This window comes from Glycomyces amatae, from assembly GCF_020991375.1.
GTDB classification, from domain to species: Bacteria; Actinomycetota; Actinomycetes; order Mycobacteriales; family Micromonosporaceae; genus Glycomyces; species Glycomyces amatae.
The window spans coordinates 1-25335 of sequence record NZ_JAJLQZ010000028.1; the positions used below are offsets into that span (position 1 = coordinate 1).

A 25335-nucleotide genomic window follows, 5' to 3' on the forward strand; every position below is an offset into this window, starting at 1 on the left:
GCGGCCGGGGCCGCCTTCGGCTCGCACGGGTCCGGCATCCGCCCCTGCGACGTGCGGCGGCGTCGGGTCGACCGCCTATGATCGCAGGATGGTCGAGCATGCGTCCGAGGCCGTGAGCACCTTGCGATCGCTTCGGCTGCGCGCGATGCTGTCCCAGGAGGAACTCGCCTACAAGGCCGGCGTCAGTCCGCGCACCGTCCGGGGCATCGAGCTGGGGCAGGTGCGGCCCCAACCGGGCACGCTGCGACAGCTCGCCGAGGCGCTGGAACTGGGACCGGAGGCCCGGGCGCTCCTGTCGGAGGCCCCCTTCCGGCCCGCGGCCGCGCCACGCGAGCTCCCGAAGGTCCTGGCGGCGTTCGCCGGACGCGACGACCACCTGGACGAGGTCCACACCGCGGTGGAGGGCGGCGCCGCCGTCATCGCGGTCCACGGCATGGCGGGTGTGGGCAAGACCGCGTTCGCGGTGCGGGTCGCCCGGGACCTCGCCCCGCGCTGGCCCGACGGGCAGATGTTCATCGACCTCCACGGCTTCGCGGAGGCGGTGCCGACGCCCGACCCCGCCTCAGTGCTGACACGCGTGCTGCGCGGCCTCGGCGCGACCGACCGGTCCCTGCCTTCGGACATCGGCGAGCTCACCGCCCGCTACCGCAGCGTCCTCGCCGACCGCCGGGTGATCCTGGTCTTCGACAACGCGGTGGACGCCGCGCAGGTCGAGGCGCTGCTGCCGGGCACGCCGAGCAGCCTGGTCCTGGCGACGAGCCGACGCGACCTCTCGGCGCTGGCGGGCGCGTACGCCGTGCCGCTGGAGCCGCCGCAGGAGCGGGAGGCCGCGGCCATGCTGACCGCCGCCCTCGCCGGTCGGATCACCGAGGACGAGGCCGTGGCGCTCGCGGACCGGTGCGGGCGGCTTCCGCTGGCGATGGGGCTCGCGGCGGCGCGCCTGCGCAGCCGCCCGCAATGGCGCGTCCAGGATCTGCTGGCGCGGTTCACCGACGACGAGCGGCGGCTCGACGTGTTCGAGATGGGCCACCGCGGCGTCGCGGCGGCGCTGCGGTCCTCCTACCTCGAACTCGACACCGAGCAGCGGCGCCTGCTGCGCCGGCTCGCCCTCGTCCCCGGCGACGACGTCGACGTCCACGCGGCCGCCGCGTTGTGCGAAGCGGACGAGCACCGGGCGTCGGTCCTACTTGAGTCTCTTGTGGACGTCCATTTGGTGGAGACCAGGACGCCGGGCCGGTACCGGCTGCACGACCTGGTGCGGCTGTTCGCGTCCGGGCTGGCGAACGGCGAGGACACCGCGCGCGACCGCGATGACGCCCTGGCGCGCCTGTTCGACGTGTACCTCCACTTCGGCTACCACGCGGCGGCGCGGGCGGTGCGGGACGCCCCGCGCTTCGCCTCCGGCGCGGCGGCGCACGACCTCGGCCTGCCCGGCTTCGCCGACCGCGACGGCGCGCTGGCGTGGTTCCGGGCCGAACGCGCCAATCTGGAGTCCGCCGCGGCGGCGGCCGCGCGCGCCGGCCTCCACGAGCGGGCCTGGCACCTGGCCACGGCCTTCGGCGCCTTCTTCATGTACCACCGCGACCCCGCCGCCCACGCGGCCGCCAACGACATCGCCCTCGCCAGCGCCCGTGAACTCCAGGACACCTGGAAACTGGCGTACGCCCTCGGCGACGCCGGACGCCGGCTGGGCATCGAAGGCCGGCTCCGGGACGGGATCGGCCACCTCGAAGAGGCCGTCGTCCTCAAGCGGGGCTTGGGCGAGCGCGGCGACGCGGCGCTGACGCTCGTCAACATCGGCGTCCTGCACCGCCGTTCGGGCCGCTTCGCCGAGGCGCTGGCGGTGTACGAGGAGGCGCTCGAGCTGGCGGCGACCACCGATGACGCGATGGTCGCGGCGATCGTCGGCATGAACATGGTCGCTCCGCTGATCCGCCTCGGCCGCCTCGACGAGGCCGAACGCCGGCTGGCGGAGGCCGAGGAGCGGATCGACCCCGAAGACGACCACAACCGCAACCGCGTCCAGGTCTTCCGCGGCGCGCTGCTCCGCGAGCGGGGGGACGCGGGCGGGGCCGCCACGGTGCACAGGGCCTGCCTGGACGCCTGCCTGCGCGAGGGCGTCCAGGCCGGGATCACCGCGACGCTGATCGAACTCGGCGAGGACCTCAGCAGCCTGGGCCGCCACGCCGAGGCCGTGGAGCGGTTCGAGCAGGCCGCGGCGTGGTCGGAGGACATCGCCGACAGCTCGTACGAACGCGCGGCCCGCAACGGACTCGGTCGCGCCCTCACCGCGGCGGGCCGCGCGGCGGAGGCGATCGGCCACCACGAGCGGGCCGCGGCCCTGGCCGAGTCCCAAGAGGACGCCTACGAACTCGCGCAGGCCCGCCGGGGCCTGGCCGAGGCCCGCGGGCGCGAGGGCTCGGCCGGGTAGCCCGGACGGGCTCGGCGGCGGGCCGAAACGTCGATATCGGACGATCCGGCCCGCCTGGGCGGCGGGCCGAGGCGGTGCCGGCGCCCCGTCCGTCGGGTCAGCCGTTCTCGATGTGCTTGTAGCGACGCGGGACGTAGCCCTGGTTCTGGAGGATGTTGGCGTCGATGCGCTTGTGGCGCATGTCCAGCGCCGGGGTCGCCAGGTCGTAGTACCACATGTAGCCGCTGTCGATGCTCCACGAGTCGAACAGCATCACGTGGTTGTCGTAGGCGTTGACGATGTCGCCGGCCTTGAGCTCCCTCCAGAGGATCTGGCGGGAGATGTTCGGGAGGGTGCGCGTGCTGTGCCCGGGGGCGGGGCTGTGCCAGCACATCGACACGAAGCCCGAGCAGTCGGTGCGGTAGCGGTGGCAGCCGTGGACCGCGTCGGCGACGGTGGCCCCCATGTCGTACTGCACGTTCCGCTCGAACCACTCGTGCGCGCGGTTCATCACCTGCGAACGCTTGATCGGTCCGTTGTAGTCGGCGTGCGCCGCTCCGGCGAAGCCGAGGGCGCCGACCGCCGCCGCGGCCGGGAGGAGCACCGCGGTCGTCAGCAGGCGCCGCCGCGACGGGTTCGCTCGTTCGGTGTCGGTCATGGGGGTTCTCCTTCGAGGGGGAATGGTCCGCGGTGCCGGGCGGCACGCTCCACTCAGTCAAGCAATGCGGCGACACCTGATCGAGGCAAGCGAGCGGCAACCTACGGGCGGTTCTCAGGGCGCGCGACCGGGAACGCGGACCGGCGCCTCACCAGTAGATCGCGCAGGCGGTGGCCATGGAGTCGCTGACGTCCCCGTACTCGGCCAGTGAGTGCGCCGTCGCCTTGACCGCCCACCACAGGCGGGGGCTGTCCGCCCAGTGCTCGCGGACCGTCGCATACGCCGAGGGGTCGGCGGCGAGCGTCTCCGCGTCTCCCAGGAACGCCTCCTCGCCGGCGTCGCAGCGCTGCTCGTCCGCGGTCGCGATCTCGGGGACGTCCCCAGTGGAGGTGAGCACGTAGTCGACGTCCGATCCGCTGGACGCCTCGACGCCGAACACGCCCCGCAGAGTCGAGAGGGCGTCCTGCTCCCCGGCGTCGCCGATCGCCAGGGCCGCTTCGGGAACGTTGAGGACCAGGAAATTGTCGTGCCCTCCGTCGAAGAAGAACCAGAGGTTGACGCTCCCCGCCGCGCCGTCGACCGGGGCGGTGGTCTCGACGATCTCCTCCTCGATGTACAAGGTGAGGTCGAGGGCGGCACTGCCGGTGTCCAGCAGCTCGACGAGTTCGGCCGTGGCGGGGTCGGTCGCGCGGAACAGACCCATCGATTCGCGGAAGACCTCGGGTTCCGGCTCCGTGGTCGGCTCCTGCGCCGGGGCGGCGTCGGCGGTGTCCGTCGCCGCATCGGGCTCGGGATCGCCACCGGTGCAGCCGGTGAGCGCCAGGACCGCAGCGGCTGCTGCGGCGAGGGGGGTGATGGAACGCATGGGCGATCGCCTCCGTAGTGCGTGGCTTTGACCGTTCACAACGATACGGACACCGGGCAAGGGCGCTCGCCGATGAAGTCCTCCTGCGAGGGGATGGTCCGGTTCTCACCCCAGGGTGCCGATGAACCCCATGGCCGCCAGCAGGAATACGAACAGCGCGAGCCGCGCGATGAGGACCCGCGGGCGCGGGGCCGGCCCGTCGCGGAGGACTCGGACGCCCATCGGCACGAGGGCGACCGCGAGGCCGCAGGCGGCGACCACGGACAGCGGCGTGGTGCCCTTGAGGACGCCCAGCGGCAGCAGCGCCATGGAGGCCAGTGCGGCGGCCCGCGCGGTGCCGAGCAGGCCGGACCCGAACGCTTCGGAGCGGAACGCGCCGATGGCGAGCACGATCCATCCGGCCATGATCGCGACCGAGAACGCGCTCATGAGGTGCCAGGCCCCGTAGGCGTCGGCGACCGCGCCGGTGGCCGCCTCCGGCCCCTGGTCCGCGGCCAGCTGGAACGCGAGGTGGTCGGCGCCGGCGTGGAACGTCCGGGCGAACAGGCCGAAGAGGGCCATCGCGCCGCCCCACAGCGCCCAGTGGGGGCGGGTGCGGCCGATGCGCGCGGTGAGGACGGCGACGGCCGGCCACAGCAGCATGTTCCCGGCGAGGAAGCAGGTGTAGGAGGCGGTCATGAGCGCCGGGTGGGCGGCGAAGGCGCGCAGCTGCTCGGGGAAGAAGAAGTCGTGTCCGCTGCGGAGCAGGACGCCGGTCAGGAGCAGCATGGGCGCGGCGACGAGGGCGGTGCCGCCGAGCCAGCGGCCGGGGAAGGTCGTTTCGGTCATGCCGCAACGATCGGCGGGCGGGGCCGCGGCCGCGTCAGAGCAGGGGCTGGGATCGGGGGTCGGCCCGAGGTATGACGACGCCGGGGCGGGCGGGCGCTACCGTTTGGCCGTGTCCTCTCGCCGGAGCCTGCTCGCACTCGACGCCGCCGCGGCGGCCGCGGTGTGCGCGGCGTATCTCGTGTTCGCCTCGTTCGACGGCTCGGACGGCGCGCCGGTCTTCACCGGACCGGCCTGGCTCGCATGGGTCACCGCCGCCGCGGTCGGCGCGCCGATCGCGGTGCGCCGGATATGGCCCCTGCCGTGCGCGGCGGTCGTCGTCGCGGGCTGCGCCGCCGCCGCGCTGCTCGACCTCACGCGCGAGCCGTTCGTTCCGGCCGCCCTCGCCCTGTACGCGGTGGGCGCCTCGACCGGTCTCCGGCGGTCGGTGCCCGCGCTGCTCGCCGCGCTCGCCGTGCTCGGCGCCGGTCTGTTCGCGGGCCTGTACGTCGTCACGCCCTCTGAGGGCCTCTCCGGCGCCCTCGGGTTGACCGGCGCGGTCGGGGTCGTGGCCGGCGGCGGCTGGGCCGCGGGCGCCGCGGTCCGGCGCCGACGCGAGGACGACCGCCGGACCCGCGCCGGCGAGCAGGTCCGCCTGGTGTCCGAGGAGCGGATGCGCATCGCCCGGGAGCTCCACGACATCGTCTCCCACAACCTGAGCCTCATCGCCGTCCAGGCCGGCGTCGCCGGCCACGTCGCCGACGCCCGGCCCGACCGGGCCCGGGAGGCCTTGCGCTCCATCGAGTCCACCAGCAGGGAGGCCCTGACCGAGATGCGGAGCGTGCTCACCGTGCTGCGATCGGACGCCGCGGCCGGCGACCTCGGGCCGGTGCCGGGCCTGGACGGCCTGGAGGCGCTCTTCGAGCGCGCCCGCGCCGCGGGCGTGCGCGTCAGCTCGGAGGTCGACGTCCCCGCGCGGCTGCCGGCGGGCGTCGCCTTGGCGGTGTACCGGGTCGTGCAGGAGTCGCTGACCAATGTGACCAGGCATTCGCGAGGAGGGCACTGCTCCGTGAGCGTGCGGCACGACCGCGGCGCCGTCACCGCGGAGGTCGTGGACGACGGCCCGCCCCAGTCCGGCGGGGAGCCCGGGCACGGCCTCATCGGCATGCGCGAGCGCGTCCTCGTGTACGGCGGCTCCTTCGCGGCCGGGCCCGCGCCCGGCGGCGGGTTCGCCGTCAGGGCGGTCCTGCCCTATGGGAAGGACGCGACCCGATGACGGTACGGGTGCTCATCGCCGACGACCAGGCGCTGGTGCGCGGCAGCTTCCGGCTCCTGGTCGACTCCGCGCCCGACCTCGAGGCGGTCGGAGAGGCCGGTTCGGGAGGCGAGGCGGTCGCGCTCGCGGGCGCGACCCGGCCCGACGTCGTCGTCATGGACGTCCGCATGCCGGGCATGGACGGCATCGAGGCCACGCGGCGCATCGGCGCCGACCCCGCGCTGTCCGAGGTGCGCGTGCTGGTGCTGACCACGTTCGACCTCGACGAGTACGTGCACGCCGCCCTGCGGGCGGGCGCGAGCGGCTTCCTGCTCAAGGACGCTCCCCCGGCGTCGCTGCTGGCCGGCATCAGGACGGTCGCGGCAGGCGAGGGCGTCCTCGCCCCCACCGCGACCCGACGCCTCATCGAGGAGTACGGCCTCCGGCCCGAGGCCGGGTCGGCGGCCGGCCGGCGCCTCGAGGCGCTCACCGAGCGGGAGCGGGAGGTGCTCGTCCTCATCGCCGCGGGCCTGAGCAACACCGAGCTGGCCGCCCGGCTCTTCATCAGCATGGCGACGGTGAAGACCCACATCAGCCGCCTCCTCGCCAAGCTCCGGGCCAGGGACCGGGCGCAGCTCGTGATCGCCGCCTACGAGTCCGGGCTCGTCAGTCCCGGGACGGGCCCCGACCGATCGACGGACCGGCGCCGGGTCTGAGACCAGGGGTCCGGGCCGACGCCGCATCGGACCGGTCCGGACCGGGGGCGTCGGCGCTGGGGCGGACCGCTGCGGCCCGGCAGAGGCTCGCCGTCGCGCTGTCAACGAGAGCGCAAGGCGCGCAACGGGTCACGGTTCCGCGCCCGTCTCCGGTCAGGGGCGTCTTCCGGGCTCCGCGCCGACGATGAGCGATTCGACGACCTCGCGGACGGCCGAGACGTCGGGCGTCGCGCCGAGCTCCCCGGCGAACAGCAGGTGGCCGGTGCCGATCAGGGTCATGGCGAGCGTGCGCGGATCGGTGCGCGGGTCGATACGCCCGAGGCGGCGTTCGGCGTCCAGGTAGGCCGCGAGGCGGGCGCCGGCCTCGGTGAGGATCGGGATGCCGCGCGGGGTCGTCTCCCGCAGCCGGGACCGCAGGCCGTCGCGGGAGATCACGGCGCTCGCCAGGCCCAGGTTCACCGGCGTGAAGACGCGAGTGAGGGCCTCGGTCAGGTTGGCGGCGAGGGTGGCCGAGCCCGCCGACGCGGTGAGCGCGCCGATGGCCGCCTCGACCCGGGCGATGCGGTCGCGGACGAGTTCGGCGAGGAAGTCGTCGAAGTCCGCGAAGTGGCGGTGCAGCACGCCCTTCGCGACCCCGGCCTCCTCGGTGACGGCGCGGCTGGTCAGGGCGCTGGCGCCGTCGCGCTCCAGGACCCGCTCGGCGGCGGCGAGGAGCCGCGCCCGGGCGTCGTGCAGGGCCACACCGGTCGGCAAGGGTCCTCCTTCGGGCGGGCGGCGGCGGTCGCGCCCGCATTGGTGGGCGCCCGCCCAGTCTACCGCCGCCGCTCAGCCCTACTCCCCGACCAGGTCGTGCAGGTAGTCGGACACGGACCGGTCGTCCCAGGCGCCGCCGGTGAGGGCGATGTGGCCGTCGGGCCGGATCAGGACGAGTCCGTCGCGGTCGACGCCGTAGAGCCGGTGCGCCTCCCCGGTCTCGTCGAAGAGCGCGCCTCCGCTGCCGTCGCGGGGAGGCCCTGCGAGGATGCGGTGGGTGCGGACGTCGCCGCTTCGGCTCCCGTCCGCTCGCGGCGCGGGCCGGGGGCCGAAGACGAGCAGCGTGAAGTGCGGGCCGCGGAACAGGTCGAACAGCCGCACGTCCGCTCCGGTCGCCGGATCGGCGCAGCGGGCGTCGGGGGCGCGGTCGCCCGCGCGGACGCCGAGCGCCTCGTCCAGGTCGCGGGCCAGGCCGGCGCCCCGGTAGGCGATGCTCAACTGGCTGACGTCGCTGAACGGGTCCTTGCCCTGGAAGGCGCCGGCCATGCGCTCGGAGACGCGCGCGGTGTCCGAGCCGCTCCAGTGCCGGCCCCTGGCGGTGGTCGAGGCGAGCACGTGCGCGGCGACCGGCAGGCGCTCCTCCTCGTAGGTGTCCAGCAGCGCGTCGGGGGCGCCGCGCAGGACGCCCGCGAGCTTCCAGCCGAGGTTGTAGGCGTCCTGGACGCCCGTGTTCATGCCCTGGCCGCCGGCGGGCGCGTGCACGTGGGCGGCGTCGCCCGCCAAGAGGACGCGGCCCTCCCGGTAGCGGTCGACCATGCGGATGTTGACCTGGTACACCGAGAGGTAGAGCGGGTCGGAGAAGCGCACCCCGGGAAGCCCGACGCGCTCCGCGAAGATCTCGGCGAAGGCCTCGACCGACGCCGAGGACGGGTCCTGGCCGCCGTCCTGGGGCAGGGGCGCGGTGAAGAACCACGTGTCGCTCTCGGGCATCGGCGCCAGGGTCAGCGCACCGCCGGGCTCCTGGATCCACAGGTGCGCGGCCGAGTCGTCCAGGCCGTCGACGCGGAGGTTGCCGAACAGCATCCGCTGGTGCTCCCACGTCTCGCCCAGGAAGCTGATCCCCGCCCGCCTGCGCACGGTGCTGCCGCCGCCGTCGCAGCCGACCAGGTACCGGGCCCGGAGGTGTTCGCGGCGGTCGCCGCTGCGGACGGTCGCCGTGACGCGGTCGCGGTCCTGGGCGAGGTCGACCAGTTCGCGGCCGAGCTCGACGCGGACCCCGAGGGAGGCGAGCCGTTCGCGCAGGACCGCTTCGGTGAACTGCTGCCCCACCATCAGGCTGCCGGGATGCGGCGCTCCGGGGACCGGGGGCGCGTCGTACATCATCACCTCGCGCACCACCTGCCCGTCGGGGCCGTAGAAGCGCGTGGGCAGGGGCGTCTCGGCGTGCTCGGCCAGGCGGTCGCGCACGCCGAGGTCGTCGAACACCTCCTGCGTCCGGGCGCGGACGCCCCGGGCCCGCGTGCCGACGGGGAAGGCGGCGGCGCGGTCGATGATCCGCACTGCGACGCCGCGTCGGGCGAGGTCGCACGCCAGTGTGAGTCCCACCGGTCCGGCGCCGACGATGAGGACGTCGGTCGTGGTCGAAGCCTCCATGGGCATCTGCTCCTTTCGCGGCGGCCTTATAGTGACCGCTTGCCCATTATTAGCGGGCAAGCGCCCACTTGTCAATTCGGGTCCAGCGGCGCACGTCGAACGGGACGAGGAGGCGGCGCGTGAGGTTCGGTCGCGGTCAGGGAGCGGCCGGGTCCGTCGCCTCGGCGAGGCGCGGACCGCCGATGGATTCCAGACCGGCGGCGGCACCGCGCCCGTTCGTCCCGGACCGGGCGGCGTGAGCGCGGCGGCGGCCGGGGTCAGCCCGCGTCGGCGTCCGGCCGGTTCCGGGCCAGGAGCGCGGCCTTGTACGCGGTCGCGACGCGCTCGCCGTCGAGCCATTTCTCGAGCCGCCGGGCCTCGGTCTCGATCGCGGCGCGCCCGGCGGGGCCGGGGTCGTGCGCGACGACCGTCTCGACCCGGCCGGACTCGTCCACGGCGTAGGCGCCGACGATCCGCCCGTCCCACCAGACGGTGGTGCCGCAGTTGCCGTTCGCGTCGAACAGGTCCGGCGCGAGGGCGGGGTCGAGGTACCAGTCGCGGTCCTTCCAGCCCATCGAGGTCGGGTCCAGTGCGGGCAGCAGCGCCGCCCAGGGTTCGACGGGCGGTTCGGGCTCGGTGTCGTCGGGCAGCACCCAGCCGGTCCGGTCGCGCTCCAGCCGCACCTGGACCGCGCCCAGGCCGCTGAGGGCCTGCCGCATCGCGGTCTTGGTCGCGCCGAACCACCACACCAGGTCCCGTTCGGTGACCGGGCCGAAGGTCCGCAGGTACGCCGCGGCGAGCCGCTCGTAGCCCGCTGCGGCGTCGAGGGGGTCGACCGGCGCGCCCAGCCACCGGTCCATCCGCGTCCACAGGTTCCGGTTGACCCGCCAGTGGCTGCCGTTGCGCCCGCGCACCAGGTCCCCGGCGGCGCCCATCCAGGTGACGACGCGCGGGGCGACGTGGGTGAGCCCGCCGTAGGACTTGTGCTCGTACATCGACAGCCGCCCGCTCAGTTCGGCGAGCTCTTCGCGCAGCTGCTTGGCGCTGAGCTCGGGGCCCTCGGCGAGCCGGTCCAGGATCGCCGCGCGGGCGGCCTCGATCCAGGACGCGGCGTCGTCGGCGACCTCGTTGCGTTCGAGGTCCTTGACCAGCGCGGCGTGCTCCTGCCGGGCGACCCGGGCGGCGGCGCTGCCGAGCGCGGCGGGCAGCAGTTCGCGGGGGAACGCGAACAGGGTGCGGCGCATCGCGAGCTGCTTGACCACCGACCGATCCTCGATCAGGGCGCGGTCCAGGTCGGGCCGTTCGAAGCCGTCGACGCGGGCGAAGAGCGACAGGTACGGGGTGGCCTGCTCGGTCGAGTGCAGGACCGTCATGGCCCGGACCGCCGCGAGCACGTCCCCGGCGCGGTGCCCGGCCGCGAGCGCGTGCCTCCGGGCCGCGCGCGCCCGGCGCTCGGCGTCGTCGATCAGTCGCATTCCGCTCCCCCGGTTCCCTCTGCCGCCGTCGGCAGCTCATCGTAGCCACCGCGCGGCCTCGGGCCGCCGAGCGCCCGCGCCGGAATGCGGACGCCGCCGGACCGGTGTCCCGGACGGATCGGGACATGCCCGGAAACCGGCGGTCCCGCATGGCGCGCATGGAGATGCGGTCGGTGTCGTCGCTGTTCACGCGGGTGCGGAAGGGGCCGGGACGGCAGGAGGCCGGGGCGGGACCGCCGCTTGCGCTCCGCCGGGGTCCGATGTGATCCTGGCAGTCGCAGGAGGAATCGAGCACCGCGATGCCCGTGCCGGTTCCCGTTCCCCCCGACCGGAAGGGATGCCGGTTTGCACCCTCGTATCCGAGCACTCGCCGCCGCCGCGTCGGCCGCGGCCGTGAGCGCCACGCTGCTGGCCGCCGCACCCGCCGCCGCGCATCCGCACGGCGTCGACTGGGGTCCGTGCGACGGCGCCGACCCGGCCGAGCCGGTCGAGTGCGCGACGATCGAAGTCCCCCTCGACTACGACCGCCCGCGCGGCGAGCAGATCGAGATCGGCCTCGCCCGCCGCCAGGCGGCGAACCCCGACGAGAGGCTCGGCACGATCGTCCTGGGCCCGGGCGGCCCCGGCGGCTCGGGCGTCCAGTGGGTGATCGACGGGAACACGCTGACCGGCGAGGCCGCCGAGCGGTTCGACCTCGTCGGCTTCGACCCGCTCGGCGTCAACACCTCCACGCGGGTGGTGTGCGACAAGGAGGCGGTGAACGCGGTCTCCTACCTGCCGCCGGAGGACGAGGCATCGTTCCAGGCGCTCGTGGACGCCAACGGCGCCCTCGCCGAGGACTGCCGCGAGCGCACCGGGGAGCTGTTCGACCACGTCTCCAACCTCGAGACCGTCGAGGACCTGGAACGCGTCCGCCGCGCCCTCGGCGAAGGCCGGCTCAACTACCTGGGCTACTCCTACGGGACGCTCATCGGCCAGCAGTACGCCGAGGCGTACCCGCACCGCATCCGCACCATGGTCCTGGACGGCAACCTGGACCACAGCACCGGTTCGGTCTGGGGGCACATGGCGCCCATGACCGCCGGGTTCGAGGAGAACTTCATCGCGTTCGCCGACTGGTGCGAGGCCGAACCGGAGTGCGCGCTCCACGGCGAGGACGTCGAGTCCGTGTACGCGGACCTGAAGGCGAAGTCCCGCAGCGGCGAGCTGATCGACCCGTACGACGGCTACCCGCTCGACTTCCAGTTCCTCACCAACCTGTACACGTTCACCGCGCACTTCCCGCAGGCCTGGCCCCGGCTCGCCGCCGACTTCGCCGCGATGCGCGACGGCGCGCGGTTCACCGGGGCCGCGGCCGTCCGGGAGGAACCGGTGCTGGTCGAGAACCCCGGCTTCCCGATGCGGTGCCAGGACTGGGACTGGGAGGTCGGGACGTACCAGGAGCTCGAGTCGATCATGGAGGGACTGGCCGAGGCCTACCCGAACGTGGAGTGGTCGCCGGCGAACTCGAATGCGCTGACCTGCATCGGCTCGGGCATCGAGCACGTCAACGAGCACCACGAGCTGGACGTCCCCCGCAGCGCGCCGCCGATCGTGTTCGTCGGCAGCCTGCACGACTACGTGACGGTGCACGAGTGGAGCAGGACCGCGGCCGAGCAGGCCGGCGGGCACCTCGTCACGTACGAGGGCTACTGGCACGGCGCGTACGGGTTCAAGACCGAGTGCGTCGACGACGCGGTGAACGCGTACTTCGTCCACCGCGCGGTGCCGGAGGCGGACCTGAGCTGCCCGAACGCGGACTTCCCGCGCTACGGCGCGTCGGAGTCCGCGCCGCCGGAGGCGGACCGGTACTGAGCGGCCCGCGCATCTCTACTCCTCAGTGGACGGCCGGGCGGGGCGCCGAGCCGCCCCGCTCCGGGACCGGCGCCCCGTGCGCCGCCGCGAGCACGCCCGACCGCCACAGCGCCGCCGTGGCGACGGCCGCGGGGGCGGCCAGGCCGAAGACGGGCACCAGGCCCGGCACCAGGTAGTAAGCGGCCAGCAGGACGCCGACGCCCGCGCCGGCGAGCGCCGCCGCGGCCGGGCGCCCCGCCGTCAGGACCAGGGCCCGGCGCAGGAGCGCGAGGGCGCCCTCGTCGAAGTGCGACTGGAGCGGCCAGACCAGGACCGTGAGGACCCCGAGCCAGACGCCGGCGACCGTGAGGCCCCCGGCGAGGACCGGCCCGAAGGCGCCCAGGTCGAGGTTCTCCACGACCCGCCGGTCCAGGACGAGGACCGCCCAGACCAGCAGGAGGAGGGCGCCGAGCCGGTTGGCGGGGGCGAACTCGCGGTGCCAGTGCCCGCCGAACCGGGCCCGCAGGCCGGCCAGCGCGGGCGGCTCGTCGGGGTCGGTGATCGCGCGGCGGGCGTCCTCGCGCAGCACGCCGTGCAAGGCGGCCGTGGCGGGGAAGGCGCCCAGGAGGACGCCGCCGCGCAGGGTCCACGCCAGCCAGAGCAGGTGCAGGCACAGCAGCCGCAGGCCGAGCCTGCCGAACCGCTGGTACCGGTCCAGGAAGGCCGTCATCCCTTCACCGCCCCGATCATGACGCCCTTCTCGAAGTAGCGCTGGAGGAAGGGGTAGAGGATGATGACCGGCAGGGTGGAGACGACGATGACGCCGTACTTGATCTGGTCGGCGTACTGCTGGGCGTAGCCGCCGGCCCCGGCCCCTCCCGCCCCGCCGGCGCCGCCCGAGAAGGCCTGGTTGGAGATGAGGATGTCGCGCAGCACGATCTGGAGCGGCTGGAGGTCGTAGTCGCGCACGAACACCAGGCCGGTGAAGAAGTCGTTCCAGTGCTGCACCAGGTAGTAGAGGCCGATCACGGAGAGGATCGGCATGGACAGCGGCAGGGCGATCTTCAGGAAGAACTGGAAGTAGTTCGCGCCGTCGATGGAGGCGGCCTCGTGCAGCTCCTCGGGCAGCGAGTGCTCGAAGAACGAGCGGGCGATGATGAGGTTGAAGACGTTCACCGCGGACGGCAGGACGAACACGAGCCAGTTGTCCAGCAGGGAGAGGTCCCGCAGCAGCAGGTACATCGGGATGAGCCCACCGCTGAAGAACATGGTGAACGCGAAGAAGAACATGAGGACCCGCCGCGGGCGGAACTCGCGGCGCGAGAGCGCGAAGGCGGCGGGCATGGTCACCAGCAGGTTCAGCGCGGTCCCGACCAGCGCGTAGACGAGCGTGTTCCGGTAGCCGTTCCAGATCCGCTCGTCGGCGAGGATCTGCTCGTACCCGAACCAGGAGAGGTCGCGCGGCACGAGCCAGACCTGCCCGGTCGACACCATGGCGGGGTCGCTGACGGACGCGATCACCACGAAGTAGATCGGGTACAGGGCCGTGAACAGCACCAGGGCGCAGCCGAGGCCCAGGAGGACCTTGAACGCGATGTCGCCGGGCGTGTCGCGGCGGAGGGCGGCGAAGGGTCTGGTCATCGTGCTCACCACAGACTCGTGTTGGAGACGCGTTTGGCGATCTGGTTGGCGACCACCAGGAAGGCGAAGTTGATGAGGGTGTTGAACAGCCCGATCGCGGTGGCGTAGCTGAACTGGTTGGAGAGGATGCCGATCTTGTAGACGTAGGTCGCGATCACTTCGGAGACTTCGAGGTTGAGGGGGTTCTGCATGAGGAAGATCTTCTCGAAGCCGGTGTTGAGCACCTGCCCCATGTTGAGGATCAGCAGCACGATCATGGTGGGCGCCAGGGCCGGGACGTCGATGTGCCGGATGATGCTGAACCGGCCGGCGCCGTCGATCCGGGCGGCCTCGTACAGCTGCGGGCTCACGCCCGCCAGCGCCGCCAGGTAGATGATGCTGTTCCACCCGGCGTGCTGCCACACGTCGGAGATGACGTAGACGGGCACGAACGCGGTCGCGCTGCCCAGGAAGTTCGCCCCCTCCACGCCGAAGAGGCCGACGAAGCGGGTGATCAGGCCCGAGCTCGGGGACAGGAACACCTGGAGCATGCCCACGATCACCACGACCGAGATGAAGTGCGGCAGGTAGGTGGCGGTCTGGAGGAACTGCTTGCGGCGCCTGCCGAGCACCTGGTTGACCAGGAGCGCCAGCGCGATCGGGGCGATGAAGCCGACCACGAGGGTGCTGACGCTGATAACCACGGTGTTGCGGATCAGCGTCCAGAACTGCGGACTCTCGAAGAACTGCCGGAAGTACTTGAGGCCGACCCAGTCGCCGCCGGCGAGCCCGGCGGCGAAGTCGAACTCCCGGAACGCCAGCTGGAGGCCGTACATGGGCACGTAGGCGAAGACCGCGACGAACGCGATCGCCGGGGCGACCATCACCCACAGCTGCCACTGCCTGCGGAAGTGCCGGGCCGGTCCGGCCCCGGCCCGCCGCCGGGCGCGCTCGGCGCCGGCGGCGGGCCTGAGATCAGTCGCGGCCGTCATTCCAGGCTCGCCCGGTATTCGTCGTAGTAGCGCTGGTGGATCTCGACGGCCTCGGTCAGGCCGAGGCCCTCCATCTCCTCCACGTAGGAGTCCCATTCGGACTCAACGCCGCCTTCGGTGATCCAGGTGGCCCACCGCTGCATGGCCTGCCCGAGGAGGTCGGTGTGGAGCAGGGAGAGGCGGCTGGAGTCCTCGGCGCCCATCTTGATGAGCTCGCCGGGCCAGATGTCGGTGGCGGGGTCGATGTTGGCGAGGGCGTCGGTGAGCGGCGCCTCGTCCTCGACCGCCTCCTGGATGTCGACCGGGAGCGTGACCTCGATGTCGTCGCGGATCCAGCCGGGGCTGTTGTCGGCGAGGGTGGTCGTCCACTTCCAGGAGGACGAGTCGAGGGTCTCGTCCGCGGGGGGCAGCACGGTGTACGCGCCGTTCCCGAGGTCCTCGATGTTCTGCCCGAACTCGCCCCACAGGGCCTGGAGGGAGAGGTCCTGGTCGTAGAAGGCGTCGATCACCTTCAGGGCGGCGTCCTTCTTCTCGCTCTGGGCGGACATGGTGATCGTGTTGAGGCCGTAGTTGAGCGAGTAGGAGTCGTACGTCCAGGCCAGGTCGGCGGCGCTCATGGAGGCGTCGGCCGCCAGCGGGGCGATGGGCGCGTACTGGTCGGCGATCTGCGGGCCGAACCGGTCCGACGCGGTCCAGCCCCAGGAGAACCCGACCTTGGCGGTGTCGCCGTCGCCGCGGCCCACTGACTGGTAGGTCGAGTAGTCCTGGGTCATGACCTCCTGGCTGACGAGGCCGTCGGCGTAGAGGTCGTGCAGGAAGGACACGAGCTCCATGTAGCGGGGGTCGGTGAGGAAGTTGCCGACCCGGCCGTCCTCGACGAAGTACCCGGAGCCGCCGCCGTTCGTGGTGGGCAGTCCGAGGCTCCCGAGGAACACGGTGGGCTGGAAGTAGCCGAAGCCGGTCTCGCCCGCCGGGGACCAGTCGACGGGGATCTCGTCGTCGGGGTCGCCGTTGCCGTTGGCGTCCTCGTCCTTGAAGGCGAGGAGGACCTCGTGCAGTTCGTCCCAGGTGGTCGGCTGCTCGAGGCCGAGGTTGTCGAGCCACTGCTGGTTGACGTACTGGCGGGTGGCGGTCTGCGGCCAGAAGCGCCGGTAGGAGGGGAGGGAGAAGACCTCGCCGTCGGGGCGGGTGGCCATGAGCTCGGTCTCGGGCACCGCCTCGAACATGGCCTGCACGTTCGGGAGGGCGTCCATGTCGTCGCTCAGGTCCTCGAAGAGGCCGGTGAAGGTGACCGCGTCGGCGTCGGTGACGGCGTTCGTGCCGACGATGAGGTCGGGGATGTCGCCCGCGGCGAGCATCGTGGACTTCTTCTGGTCCCAGTCGGCCGAGACCTCCTCCCATTCGACCGGGACGCCCGCGGCGTCCTCGATCGCGGCCACCCAGCCCATGTCCTCCATGGGCCCGGTGAGGGGGTGCTTGACGACGAGGATCTGGAGTGCGTCGGAGTCCCCGCCTCCGCCGCCGCACGCGCTCAGCAGCAGTGCCGCCGAGGCGAGGGTGGCGAGGGCGGCGGGCCCTCTGCGTTTCGGTGTGGTGAGCAAGGCTCCTCCTTGAGTCTTGGCGTGGGGGTTCGGGTTCGCGTCAGCCGGCGGGCAGCCACACCCGCATGGCGCTGCCGCCGCGGCCGCCCCAGTCGGCGAAGGGGATGGCGGTGACGGTCAGCCGCTCGGAGGGCGGGGGTTCGTCCCCGTCCCGCGGCGATCGGTACAGGTCTGATGAGGACGGCCGGACGGCGGCTCGCACGGCGAGCCGGGGCGCCCCGGCGTCCCCGCTCGCCTCGATCGGCGCCCCGGCGTCGACCACCAGGTCGTCCAGCGGCACGTCGCCGGGCAGGTCGACCTGCTCGACGCAGTACACGACGGGGCCGCGCTCGATCGCGACGCAGCCGCGGAGGGCGTCGGCGCGGTGGTGGGCCCGGGTCCAGCGCGGGGCGAGGTCGAACGCGAGGGTGCTCTCGGCGGTGAGCCGCAGCCGCAGGTACCCGTCGGCGTCGGGCGCGGCCTCGGCGCCGTCGAGGAGGACGCGGGGCGACCAGCTCGGGACGCGGACGGCGAGCGGCAGGTCGCCGGAACCGTTGCGGCTCAGGCGGATCTCGCCGTCGGCGGGGTAGGCGGTCGCGACGCGGAGGGTGCCGCCGCCGAGGTGGGGCGGCACGTCGATCTCGGCGTCGGCGTGGAGGTGCAGGGCGAGCTCGTCGCCGGTGTCCGTCGCGACGTAGGCGCCGAGCTGGGCGATGAGCCGGGCCAGGTTCGGCGGGCAGCACGCGCACCAGTACCAGGGCCGCCGCTCGCGCGGGGCCTGCTCCTCGGAGAGCCGGTCCGGTCGCAGCTGGAGCGGGTTGGCGTAGAAGAAGCGGGTGCCGGCGGCGTCCACGGCGGCGGCCACGGCGTTGTGCAGCTCGCGCTCGATGGTCTCGGCGTAGTCGGCCGCGGAGCGGTCGCCGGCGAGGAGCATCCGCCAGTTCCAGTGCACGTCGGCGATGGTCGCGCAGGTCTCGGCGTAGGCGCGGTCCGAGGGCAGCTCGTAGTCGGCGCCGAAGGCCTCGTCGCGGTGGCGCGAGCCGAACGCGCCGGTGAGGTACATCTTGCGGCGGTGGGCGCTGTCCCACTGGGCGTGCATCGCCTCCAGCAGCGTCCGGTCCCCGGTCTCGAGGTAAACGTCCGTCGCGCCCGCGTTGAGGTACAGCTGGCGCACGGCGTGCCCGGCGACGGCGCGCGCCTCGCGGACCGGCTCGTGGTCCTGGAAGTAGGAGGCGCCGAGGTGGCCGGCCTTGAGCAGGCCGCGGCCGCGCAGGTCGATCATGCGCGCCGCCAGGTCGAGGTAGCGGCGCTCGCCGGTGTGCCGGTAGAGCTCGACCAGGGCGGTCTCGACCTCCGGATGGCCGCAGACGCCCTCCTTGCCGCCGGGGCCGAACTCGCGGTCGACGAGGTCGGCGAAGGCGCGGGCGACGGTGAGCAGGTCGTCCCTGCCGGCCGCGCGGTCGAGGGCGACGGCGGCCTGGATCAGGTGCCCGAGCGCGTACATCTCGTGCGCCCCTTCGAGGTCGGCGAACCGCTCCTTGGCGGGGTCGGCCTGGACCCAGGTCACCACGTACCCCGAGGGCTCCTGGACGCGGGCGATGAGGCCGATCGTCTCGTCGAGCCAGGCGTCCCGGGAGGTGGTGCCGGTGCGGGCGATCTCCCAGGCGACGGCCTCGATGGTCTTGTACACGTCGGTGTCGGCGACGAACCCGGGGTAGGGGGCGTCGGACTCGCCGAGCACGCGCCGGAAGTAGTCCAGCGCGGGCCCGAGGCTGGCGATGCAGTGGTCGATGGTGGCGGCGGCGTTGCGCTCCTGCATCGCGCCGAGCGGTCCGGCCGGGTTCAGGCGCACGGCGCGCACGTCCAGCGGGCGGTGCCGGGCGGCGCCCCCGGGGGCCGCGGGGGTGCGGCTCGGGGTCGTCGCGGTGGCCGGGACCAGGGGTTCGGGCACGTCTGCTCCTTCGGGTGTGGCGAGATTTCAATGAATATAGACAGCTACTTCAGCGTTGTCAATGACGAGACACGAATGAATGTGAACGTGAACCTCCGCGACGCGGCGAGCGCCGGTGAGCGCAGGGTGGTTCAGTGGAGGCCGGTGCGGCCGGCGGTCAGCGCGGCACGCCCGAGGAGGCCCGCGGGATCAGGTGCGCGCCGGTGCGGTGCACCCGGGGCGGTCCGGCCTCGCCGCCGAGGCGCTCGACCAGCATCCGCACGGCCGCGTCGACCATCGCCTCGTGCTCCGGGCTCACCGTCGTCAGCGGGGGCACGGTGAACTCGGCCTCGTCGGTGTCGTCGAAGCCGGTCAGGGCGACGTCGTCGGGGACGCGCACGCCGCCGGCGCGCAGGGCCCGCAACGCGCCGACCGCCACCGAGTCGTTGATGCACAGCACGCCGTCGAACTCGGCCCCCGAGGCGAGCAGGCCGGTCATGGCCTCGAAGCCGGGGGCGCGCCAGTCCCAGTCCGATCCGGCGACCATCAGCGCAGGGTCCGGCTCCAGGCCGTGCTCGGCGAGCGCCTCGACGAAGCCCTCGAAGCGGCGCCCGTCCGGCCGGCCGCTCGCGGTCGCGTTCCACACCAGGGCGAGCCGCCGCCGGCCGGTGTCCAGCAGGTGGCGGGTGACGGCGCCGAAGCCCTCGCGCTCCCCCATGACCACGGTGTCCAGCAGCCCGGTCGGCAGGCTGCCGAACTGCACCACGGGCCGGTCGGGGGCCTTGCCGCCCAGCAGCTCTGCGTTGACGAAGTGCGGGCAGACGATCACCCCGTCGGCGTCGGCGGTCGTCCCCCCGAACACCGCCTCGCGCTCGGACGCGGCGTCCGGGGCGATGCGCAGGGTGGTGGTGAGGCCCCGGTCCGCCAGCGCCAGGATCAGCCGCTCGGCGTTCTCGGCGTAGTAGGGCTGGTGGAGGTTCGGCACGACCACCGCGATGCGCCCGCTGCCGCCCCCGGCCAGCGCCCGGCCCGCGCGGTTCACCCGGTAGCCGACGGCGGCGACCGCCTGCCACACCCGCTCCTGCGTCGCCTTCGACGCGAGGGGGCGGCCGCGGAGCACGTTCGAGACGGTCTTCGGCGACACCCGCGCCACGGCGGCGACGTCCTCCAGGGTGGGCCGCCTCATCGCACGCCCGCCGCCGAGGTCGACTCCCGCTGCACCAGGGTGACCGGGACGGCCACCGCCGCGGGCTCCCGGTCGCTGCCGGCGAGGCGCGCGGTCATCAGGTCGACGGCGCCCCGCGCCAAGGAGACCGTGTCGGGATCGATGGTGCTCAGGGACGGCGTGCTGAACCGGCCGTCGTCCAGGTCGCCGTAGCCGATCACCGCGACCCGGCCGGGCACCTCGACGCCCGCGGCGTGCAGCCCCGCAAGCGCTCCCAAGGCGATCTCGTCGGTGCCGCACACGAGCGCGTCCACCCCCGGCCGGTCGACGAGGGCGCGCTGGGCCGCCCGGTACCCGGCGGCGCGGCCGACCTCGCCGGGGTCGACGCGGGCGATCCCGCGGTCCTCCTCCCCCTCGGCGAGCGGCCCGGGCCCGATCCGCACGGCGTGGTGGCGCCCCATCACCCGCATGTGGCGCAGCGCCAGCGCCACCGCCTGGTCGAGGTCCGCGTGCACCGCGTCGGCGCCGCCGGCCGCCGGGGGCCGCCGCGTGACGTCGACGCGGACCACCGGCCCGTCGGCGGCGGCGATCGCCGCGGCGGGGAGCGCGGGCGCGTCCACCGCCAGGAGGGCGTCGAAGGCGTGCCCGCGCTGCGCCATCACCGAGGCGAGGCGCGCGGGGTCGTCGTGCGTCGGCTCCACCGCGGCGTGCAGGCCGTGCCGGTCCAGCTCCATCACCAGCCGCTCCACGACGGCGGCGAGGAGGGGGCGGCGCAGTTCGGCGACGGCGATGCCGACCACCCCGGTGCGGCCGGTGCGCAGGGTCCGGGCCGAGGCGTTCGGCGTCCACCCCAGGTCGGCGATCGCCGCGCGCACCTGGGCCCGCGTCTCGGGTCGGATGTGCGGCTCCTCGTTGACCACGCGGGAGACCGTCTTGACCGAGACCCCGGCACGCTCGGCGACCTCCCGCATCGTCACACGCATGCGGACCAGACTAGCCCGGCCCGCCGCGGGGGCCCTGACACCGACACCGGCGGCTCAGCCCAGGGCCGCCGAGACGACCGCGGTGTCCCCGTTCAGCTCCAGCAGGTGGACCACGATCCCGCCGGCCTCGGGGGCCGGCGGCTCCGCCCCCGCCTCGGCGCACGAGAGGCCCCCGCCGCCGTCGGCGCGGATCGTCAAGGTGCAGCCGGGCTCGTAGAGCAGGCCGCCACCGCCGCCCATGCCGTTCGGGTCGGTCAGGTCCACGTCGACGCCGTCGTCGCCGACGGCGGCCGCCACCGTCCACTCCCCATCGGACCCGGTCAAGGGGAACTCGACCGAGCCGGAGAAGGACACGTCGCATTCGCCGTCGCCGCAGGACTCGTAGTCGGCGGGGTCCGCGCTCGGCGCCTCCGAGGCCTCCTCGGTGGGCGAAGGCGGAGCGGAGGAGGCGTCGGCGGTCGGCGAGGGGGAGGCGGACGCCGAGTCGTCGGCGTCCGGCTCCGCCTCGGCGCCGCATCCGGCCAGGGCCAAGACCAGGAGGAGCGCACCGGTCGCCATGCGCCGCTTGGGGAAAGCCTGCGAAATCGTCATGCGCCGATTCTAGGCGGCCGCCCGGACACCGCTCCTGGCAGCGGGCGGGGCTCGGCCTGAAGGTCATGTTCTGCTCGACCCGGATCAGGCTTCTCAACCCGCAGACGCCCCCATTTATCACAAGTGACGAACAGTGTCAAGGTCTTCTTGCCTGAAGAATTCAGCCGCACGTGGCGATGATCAAAGTGCCAGGCATCCACGGGCTGAATTCCTAGGTTCTTCGGCCCTCCTTCCGAACGGCAGGAGGCCGCCACGATGTCTCATACCAGCAAGAAGAATGCATCTACCGGCCCTGAACCGTCCAAGGGCCGTGAGGCTTTCGAGTCCGCATGGACGAGCCGACATGATCAAGCGAGGATTTTGAGCTTTGACGCGAATCGTGCCGCCGACCGGTTCCTGCGGAGAACGGCTCGCAATGAACCGCAAATCACTCGCGCCGTCAAAGCGGTCGCACTCCGAGTCGACGCCGCACTGACCGGGCTGGAGTTCCGCCTCAAAGAGGAGGAGGCGTTCAAGTCCAAGCTCGCCGACCGGCTCGACGCGTTCGACGGCGACATCGACGACACGCTCGCAGATATGCGGGACGCACTGCGGTACACCTTCATATGGCCGGCCTGCCGGTATACCGCAGGTGTCGAGCGGTCCAAGGCGACGATGCGGGGAGCGGACTACGACCTTGCCAGGTGGCGTGTCGCCTGGACGGGGCCGGGATATCGGGGCGTCAACTCGTTCTGGCACGACCGAGGCCTCGGACAGGCCTTCGAAGTGCAGTTCCATACGCCGGAGAGCTTCTCGGCGAAGATGCGGACGCATCCGATCTACGAACGGCTGCGGCTGCTCCCGCAAGGAGACCCGCGGCGGACCCGGCTCGACCGGGAACAGGAACGGATCTTCCGCCGCGTGCCGCGGCCGTCGGGGGCCGAATGCCTTTAAGATCAAATCGCTATGAGGGCGCCGCAGTATTTCTTCATCGTCAACGACTCCGAGTCGGATCGTAGGCCCAGAGGAGTGCTCCGGCGCCTTGAACTAGGCGGCACCGTCCTCGATGAACAGTACGATTTTCAACGCGGTAACTGGTACATGACCGATTTCTGGGTCCGGCACCGGATCGGCCGCAATGACCAGGACGGCATCGAAGCCACCGAGCAGGAGGCCGCGGATCTCATCGCGGTCGTCACCCGCAGGCGCGAGAAGAACCGAGGCGATGACGACGCATAGCGGTTGCAACCGATCCTGCTCGCTGAGCGTGTGCCTGTTGTAGGTCGCCGGCGGATTCCACCGCGATACGGTGCTCCCTCGAAAAATTCCGCTCCGCTGATGTCGGGGCGCGCATGCCCACAAGCCTCCTCGCCAGTGGTCAAGGCTATGTGGGATTTCAACACTCGGAGCGGTCCGGACATCTGACAAGCCGGCCAGCCGTTGTCGGGTTGCATGAGGTGCCGCTCGACGGCGCGCCACCGATGACAAACGCGACCGCCTCGACGAGTCGGCATGCCCGGTGACCGTGAATCGGCTCCGAAAACGACATCCCATCATGCCGATCCGACCTCGATCGAAGGAACCCCCTTGTCCTCAGCACCGGCGGCCGTCCCCGTCGCCTCATCCGGCCGCGCGCAAGGGCGCCAAGGCAGCCTGGAGCAGCAGTCGATCAGATGGCTGGTCAGCAGACTGGAAGGCGTCGCGCTGTTCGTGCAGAGCGCCTGGATCATCATCACCATCTCCACCGACAACCTCGAGACCGGCGGCAAGGTCTTCTTGTCGATCGTCGCGGCGTCGCATCTGGCGGCCGCCCTACTGGCGGCGACGCGAAGGGATGGCGGCCCTTCCGCGCGCGGGGGTCCGTGGTTGGTGGCATGGATCGGCGCGGCGCTGCTCACGCCGCTGGTGATGGCCACCTTGATCCCCTACGGCCAATACGGGGCGACGACCGCCTGCACCCAACTGTGCGGCTACCCAGTCCCCGTCATCGTGATGCTCGCGTTCTATCCCTGGATTCAAGCGGGATCGCCGCTCCTGGGACGTTGGGTGACCGGGTTCATCCTCGCCGGCATCGTCTTCATCCCGCTGGGAGTCATCGTCATCACCCACGAGCAGATGGCGGCGACGAACTGGTGGAGCTGGTTCAACACGATACTGAGTTATGCGGGGGCTTTCGGGCTCGGCATCGCGATCGCGATCATCTGCCGTCGCGCCGTACAGCAGGTAGGGGCTTCCTATCAACGCGCTTTCAGCAACTACGCGGATGTCATCCACAGTGATGTGGGATCCGCCCTCAGCGCTCTGTACCTACAGGGCGGCAACTGGTCGATCGAGTCCGTACGCGAGACCCTTCACGATCTGGATTACAACGTCCGCAGCAAGCAGCGAAGATTCGAACGTTCGCTGAACGAGTCGGTGTACCTGGCCGACCTGGTCCAGCAGGTGTACCTCTCCCACAGCCGCTGGATCAAGGGCTTGGCGCTGCCGCAGGTCGGCGACTGGTCGGTGCCCGGTCATATCGCACTCGACATCGAGCTGACACTCGCGAGCTTTTTGAAGAACGTCCTTAAACACGCTTCCGGATCGAAGGCCCGCATCACCTGCGCCTTCAACGAGGGAGAACTCCGCATCGGAGTGGAGGACCAAGGAGCAGGTTTCGATCCGGCCGTGTTCGACGTGCCCGACAACGACCTGCACAAGCGGCGCCAGGCGGCACGCGAGCTCGGCGGTGACGTCGAGGTCGGCTTCACCGATGGCCGCACCCACATCGAATTGGTCCTTCCCTTGCAGCAGGACGCGAACGGCGAGGAGAAACGGTCATGACAAGTGTGCTGCTCGTCGAGGACCAGGCCCTCGCCGGCTTCAGCGCGAGGGCATTGCTCGAGGGACACGGCATGTCGGTCGACTACACCGAGGACCCCAGCTCGGCAGTCGACATGCTGCGCGACGGCGCTTACGACGTGGTCGTCGTCGACATTCATCTGCGCACACCGGCGCAGACGTACGAACCGGTGAAACCGCTCGGAACCATGCAACGGATTCGCCATAACTTTCAGGTCTCGGGATTGAAGGTGCTCGCCGAGAGCGAGCGCCTCCGCAAGCGCCCCGGCCGAGTCGTGTGGTCGAGTGGCGAGGCCGATCGAAAACTCCAACTGGCCTTCGCCTACCAGGATCTTCGCGTGCGATGCTACTGCGACAAACATCCGAGACAGCATCATGTCAGCCGGCCGTCGCAATGGGAACTCGTCCACGCGATCGAAAACGCCGAGCAAGGGGCCCCGTTCCAGAGCGAACTGGCGTCGCTCTTCCTGCCACCGATGAATGAGCGGTCGTATTTCTCACGTCTTTTCGAGAAGCCCGCATGGCCGGAAATCTGGGAGGCGCTGGCATTGGGGTACCGCAAGAAAACTGAAATCGCCGCCGTCTTGGGATACGCGCCCCGATCGATCCGCAACGAAATCGATGAGATGCTCGACACCGTCCAGGAGATCAATCCGGGTTTCCATGCAGCGACATCAGCTCGGAGCAACGAGAGTGGCAGGCGAAATCAGGCCCGGTTCGGACCGGTGGCGGAATACGCGGCAAAGAATCAGGCGTACTTCCTCGACGAGACCGTCCAGATCCTGGCCCGAGAAAGGTTCAATCGATGATGCGCGATCACTTCTTGAGAGCACGCCGCCATGCCGCATCGGTCCTCGTCGGGCTGTGCGTCGTCGCCATCGGGGTCGTACTGCTCGTCAAGCTCATGACGACGACGCCGGTCGAGGTCAGTGGGACCGTGGCCTGCCAATCGGGAGCCGATGTCCAGGGACTCTGGATAGAGACCGCTCCTGGACGGGGAGAGATGCACTGGCCCGAAGAGACGGAGAAGGCTCCCGTCGTGAATTACCGTGCCGAGATCTACGCCAATAGTTACAAAGTCGACGTCGGGTGCGGCGGCACCCACGAACATTGGCTTACCGTGCCCAAGTCGGAGCACGTCTCGGGCGTCAGCAACGACTTCCTATGCTTCGACAATCCTGAAAATCCCAAATACGGCAGTTGCGAGTTGCTGCCGAGGTGAGGCAAGGATCTGATCCGAACGAATTCGTCAT

General features: G+C 72.0%; 23 protein-coding genes. 9 read left to right on the forward strand and 14 right to left on the reverse strand.

Annotation, left to right across the window (positions count from 1 at the left end):
* Positions 1 to 88 precede the first annotated feature (88 nt).
* Entirely contained in the window at positions 89 to 2431 is a 2343-nt protein-coding gene (locus tag LO763_RS25765; protein ID WP_230790736.1) for an ATP-binding protein, read from the forward strand.
* A 97-nt stretch (positions 2432 to 2528) separates the two neighbouring features.
* Here LO763_RS25765 and LO763_RS25770 read toward each other — a convergent pair whose 3' ends face one another.
* From LO763_RS25770 to LO763_RS25780, 3 genes are all read right to left on the reverse strand, one after another.
* Complete coding sequence (locus LO763_RS25770) at positions 2529 to 3068, reverse strand: NlpC/P60 family protein (RefSeq protein ID WP_230790737.1); 540 nt, start codon at positions 3066 to 3068, stop codon at positions 2529 to 2531.
* Positions 3069 to 3216: 148 nt separating this feature from the next.
* Positions 3217 to 3933 (reverse strand): hypothetical protein, encoded by a 717-nt coding sequence (locus LO763_RS25775; protein WP_230790738.1) that lies wholly within the window; start codon positions 3931 to 3933, stop codon positions 3217 to 3219.
* A gap of 105 nt (positions 3934 to 4038) precedes the next feature.
* Positions 4039 to 4761, reverse strand: coding sequence for a hypothetical protein (locus tag LO763_RS25780; protein ID WP_230790739.1), 723 nt, complete (start codon positions 4759 to 4761; stop codon positions 4039 to 4041).
* Between the two features lie 109 nt (positions 4762 to 4870).
* On the opposite strand from LO763_RS25780, the gene LO763_RS30160 reads away from it, so the two are divergent.
* Positions 4871 to 6013: a sensor histidine kinase gene (locus LO763_RS30160; protein ID WP_230790740.1), complete on the forward strand. Its 1143-nt coding sequence runs from the start codon at positions 4871 to 4873 to the stop codon at positions 6011 to 6013.
* Complete coding sequence (locus tag LO763_RS25790) at positions 6010 to 6708, forward strand: response regulator (RefSeq protein WP_230790741.1); 699 nt, start codon at positions 6010 to 6012, stop codon at positions 6706 to 6708. Before LO763_RS30160 ends, LO763_RS25790 begins: the two co-directional genes overlap by 4 nt.
* A gap of 153 nt (positions 6709 to 6861) precedes the next feature.
* Here the strand turns inward: LO763_RS25790 and LO763_RS25795 are convergent, their stop codons facing one another.
* The 3 genes from LO763_RS25795 to LO763_RS25805 all read right to left on the reverse strand — a co-directional run bounded on the left by LO763_RS25795 (position 6862) and on the right by LO763_RS25805 (position 10568).
* Positions 6862 to 7461: a TetR/AcrR family transcriptional regulator gene (locus LO763_RS25795; protein ID WP_230790743.1), complete on the reverse strand. Its 600-nt coding sequence runs from the start codon at positions 7459 to 7461 to the stop codon at positions 6862 to 6864.
* A gap of 78 nt (positions 7462 to 7539) precedes the next feature.
* Entirely contained in the window at positions 7540 to 9114 is a 1575-nt protein-coding gene (locus LO763_RS25800; RefSeq protein WP_230790745.1) for an FAD-dependent monooxygenase, read from the reverse strand.
* Positions 9115 to 9371: 257 nt separating this feature from the next.
* Positions 9372 to 10568, reverse strand: a complete 1197-nt coding sequence (locus tag LO763_RS25805; protein ID WP_230790747.1) for a winged helix DNA-binding domain-containing protein — start codon at positions 10566 to 10568, stop codon at positions 9372 to 9374.
* Positions 10569 to 10913: 345 nt separating this feature from the next.
* Here LO763_RS25805 and LO763_RS25810 point away from each other — a divergent pair, with 345 nt between their 5' ends.
* A complete protein-coding gene (locus LO763_RS25810; RefSeq protein WP_230790750.1) occupies positions 10914 to 12422 on the forward strand; it encodes an alpha/beta fold hydrolase in 1509 nt (502 codons plus the stop codon).
* A 22-nt stretch (positions 12423 to 12444) separates the two neighbouring features.
* On the opposite strand, the gene LO763_RS25815 is transcribed toward LO763_RS25810, so the two are convergent.
* The 8 genes from LO763_RS25815 to LO763_RS25850 all read right to left on the reverse strand — a co-directional run bounded on the left by LO763_RS25815 (position 12445) and on the right by LO763_RS25850 (position 21262).
* Positions 12445 to 13131 carry a DUF624 domain-containing protein gene (locus tag LO763_RS25815; RefSeq protein ID WP_230790756.1) on the reverse strand — a complete coding sequence of 229 codons (687 nt, stop codon included), beginning with the start codon at positions 13129 to 13131 and terminating at the stop codon, positions 12445 to 12447.
* Positions 13128 to 14042, reverse strand: coding sequence for a carbohydrate ABC transporter permease (locus tag LO763_RS25820; RefSeq protein ID WP_230790762.1), 915 nt, complete (start codon positions 14040 to 14042; stop codon positions 13128 to 13130). The genes LO763_RS25815 and LO763_RS25820 overlap by 4 nt, the downstream gene beginning before the upstream one ends.
* Positions 14043 to 14047: 5 nt before the next feature.
* Positions 14048 to 15013: an ABC transporter permease gene (locus LO763_RS25825; protein ID WP_230790764.1), complete on the reverse strand. Its 966-nt coding sequence runs from the start codon at positions 15011 to 15013 to the stop codon at positions 14048 to 14050.
* Positions 15010 to 16614 carry a type 2 periplasmic-binding domain-containing protein gene (locus LO763_RS25830; protein WP_230790766.1) on the reverse strand — a complete coding sequence of 535 codons (1605 nt, stop codon included), beginning with the start codon at positions 16612 to 16614 and terminating at the stop codon, positions 15010 to 15012. Before LO763_RS25830 ends, LO763_RS25825 begins: the two co-directional genes overlap by 4 nt.
* A 40-nt stretch (positions 16615 to 16654) precedes the next feature.
* Positions 16655 to 18544 (reverse strand): glycoside hydrolase family 127 protein, encoded by a 1890-nt coding sequence (locus LO763_RS25835; RefSeq protein WP_230790768.1) that lies wholly within the window; start codon positions 18542 to 18544, stop codon positions 16655 to 16657.
* A 157-nt stretch (positions 18545 to 18701) separates the two neighbouring features.
* Positions 18702 to 19709, reverse strand: coding sequence for a LacI family DNA-binding transcriptional regulator (locus tag LO763_RS25840; protein WP_230790770.1), 1008 nt, complete (start codon positions 19707 to 19709; stop codon positions 18702 to 18704).
* Entirely contained in the window at positions 19706 to 20671 is a 966-nt protein-coding gene (locus LO763_RS25845; protein WP_230790772.1) for a LacI family DNA-binding transcriptional regulator, read from the reverse strand. Before LO763_RS25845 ends, LO763_RS25840 begins: the two co-directional genes overlap by 4 nt.
* Before the next feature lie 54 nt (positions 20672 to 20725).
* Positions 20726 to 21262: a hypothetical protein gene (locus LO763_RS25850; RefSeq protein ID WP_230790774.1), complete on the reverse strand. Its 537-nt coding sequence runs from the start codon at positions 21260 to 21262 to the stop codon at positions 20726 to 20728.
* Positions 21263 to 21517: 255 nt separating this feature from the next.
* On the opposite strand from LO763_RS25850, the gene LO763_RS25855 reads away from it, so the two are divergent.
* The 5 genes from LO763_RS25855 (at position 21518) to LO763_RS25875 (ending at position 25304) form a co-directional block, all read left to right on the forward strand.
* Positions 21518 to 22195 carry a hypothetical protein gene (locus LO763_RS25855; protein WP_230790776.1) on the forward strand — a complete coding sequence of 226 codons (678 nt, stop codon included), beginning with the start codon at positions 21518 to 21520 and terminating at the stop codon, positions 22193 to 22195.
* A 12-nt stretch (positions 22196 to 22207) separates the two neighbouring features.
* Positions 22208 to 22480 (forward strand): hypothetical protein, encoded by a 273-nt coding sequence (locus tag LO763_RS25860; protein WP_230790778.1) that lies wholly within the window; start codon positions 22208 to 22210, stop codon positions 22478 to 22480.
* Between the two features lie 273 nt (positions 22481 to 22753).
* Entirely contained in the window at positions 22754 to 24064 is a 1311-nt protein-coding gene (locus tag LO763_RS25865; RefSeq protein ID WP_230790780.1) for a sensor histidine kinase, read from the forward strand.
* Positions 24061 to 24891: a response regulator gene (locus LO763_RS25870; protein ID WP_230790781.1), complete on the forward strand. Its 831-nt coding sequence runs from the start codon at positions 24061 to 24063 to the stop codon at positions 24889 to 24891. Before LO763_RS25865 ends, LO763_RS25870 begins: the two co-directional genes overlap by 4 nt.
* Positions 24888 to 25304, forward strand: a complete 417-nt coding sequence (locus LO763_RS25875) for a hypothetical protein (protein ID WP_230790783.1) — start codon at positions 24888 to 24890, stop codon at positions 25302 to 25304. The genes LO763_RS25870 and LO763_RS25875 overlap by 4 nt, the downstream gene beginning before the upstream one ends.
* Positions 25305 to 25335: the final 31 nt, after the last annotated feature.

What these genes read in the sequence shown, in the direction of transcription:
- LO763_RS25765 (WP_230790736.1), top strand. Translation starts at nt 89, where the DNA reads ATGGTCGAGCATGCGTCCGAGGCCGTGAGCACCTTGCGATCGCTTCGG.
- LO763_RS25770 (WP_230790737.1), bottom strand. Translation starts at nt 3,068, where the DNA reads ATGACCGACACCGAACGAGCGAACCCGTCGCGGCGGCGCCTGCTGACG.
- LO763_RS25775 (WP_230790738.1), bottom strand. Translation starts at nt 3,933, where the DNA reads ATGCGTTCCATCACCCCCCTCGCCGCAGCAGCCGCTGCGGTCCTGGCG.
- LO763_RS25780 (WP_230790739.1), bottom strand. Translation starts at nt 4,761, where the DNA reads ATGACCGAAACGACCTTCCCCGGCCGCTGGCTCGGCGGCACCGCCCTC.
- LO763_RS25790 (WP_230790741.1), top strand. Translation starts at nt 6,010, where the DNA reads ATGACGGTACGGGTGCTCATCGCCGACGACCAGGCGCTGGTGCGCGGC.
- LO763_RS25800 (WP_230790745.1), bottom strand. Translation starts at nt 9,114, where the DNA reads ATGGAGGCTTCGACCACGACCGACGTCCTCATCGTCGGCGCCGGACCG.
- LO763_RS25805 (WP_230790747.1), bottom strand. Translation starts at nt 10,568, where the DNA reads ATGCGACTGATCGACGACGCCGAGCGCCGGGCGCGCGCGGCCCGGAGG.
- LO763_RS25815 (WP_230790756.1), bottom strand. Translation starts at nt 13,131, where the DNA reads ATGACGGCCTTCCTGGACCGGTACCAGCGGTTCGGCAGGCTCGGCCTG.
- LO763_RS25820 (WP_230790762.1), bottom strand. Translation starts at nt 14,042, where the DNA reads ATGACCAGACCCTTCGCCGCCCTCCGCCGCGACACGCCCGGCGACATC.
- LO763_RS25825 (WP_230790764.1), bottom strand. Translation starts at nt 15,013, where the DNA reads ATGACGGCCGCGACTGATCTCAGGCCCGCCGCCGGCGCCGAGCGCGCC.
- LO763_RS25840 (WP_230790770.1), bottom strand. Translation starts at nt 19,709, where the DNA reads ATGAGGCGGCCCACCCTGGAGGACGTCGCCGCCGTGGCGCGGGTGTCG.
- LO763_RS25845 (WP_230790772.1), bottom strand. Translation starts at nt 20,671, where the DNA reads ATGCGTGTGACGATGCGGGAGGTCGCCGAGCGTGCCGGGGTCTCGGTC.
- LO763_RS25850 (WP_230790774.1), bottom strand. Translation starts at nt 21,262, where the DNA reads ATGACGATTTCGCAGGCTTTCCCCAAGCGGCGCATGGCGACCGGTGCG.
- LO763_RS25855 (WP_230790776.1), top strand. Translation starts at nt 21,518, where the DNA reads ATGTCTCATACCAGCAAGAAGAATGCATCTACCGGCCCTGAACCGTCC.
- LO763_RS25860 (WP_230790778.1), top strand. Translation starts at nt 22,208, where the DNA reads ATGAGGGCGCCGCAGTATTTCTTCATCGTCAACGACTCCGAGTCGGAT.
- LO763_RS25865 (WP_230790780.1), top strand. Translation starts at nt 22,754, where the DNA reads ATGCCCGGTGACCGTGAATCGGCTCCGAAAACGACATCCCATCATGCC.
- LO763_RS25870 (WP_230790781.1), top strand. Translation starts at nt 24,061, where the DNA reads ATGACAAGTGTGCTGCTCGTCGAGGACCAGGCCCTCGCCGGCTTCAGC.
- LO763_RS25875 (WP_230790783.1), top strand. Translation starts at nt 24,888, where the DNA reads ATGATGCGCGATCACTTCTTGAGAGCACGCCGCCATGCCGCATCGGTC.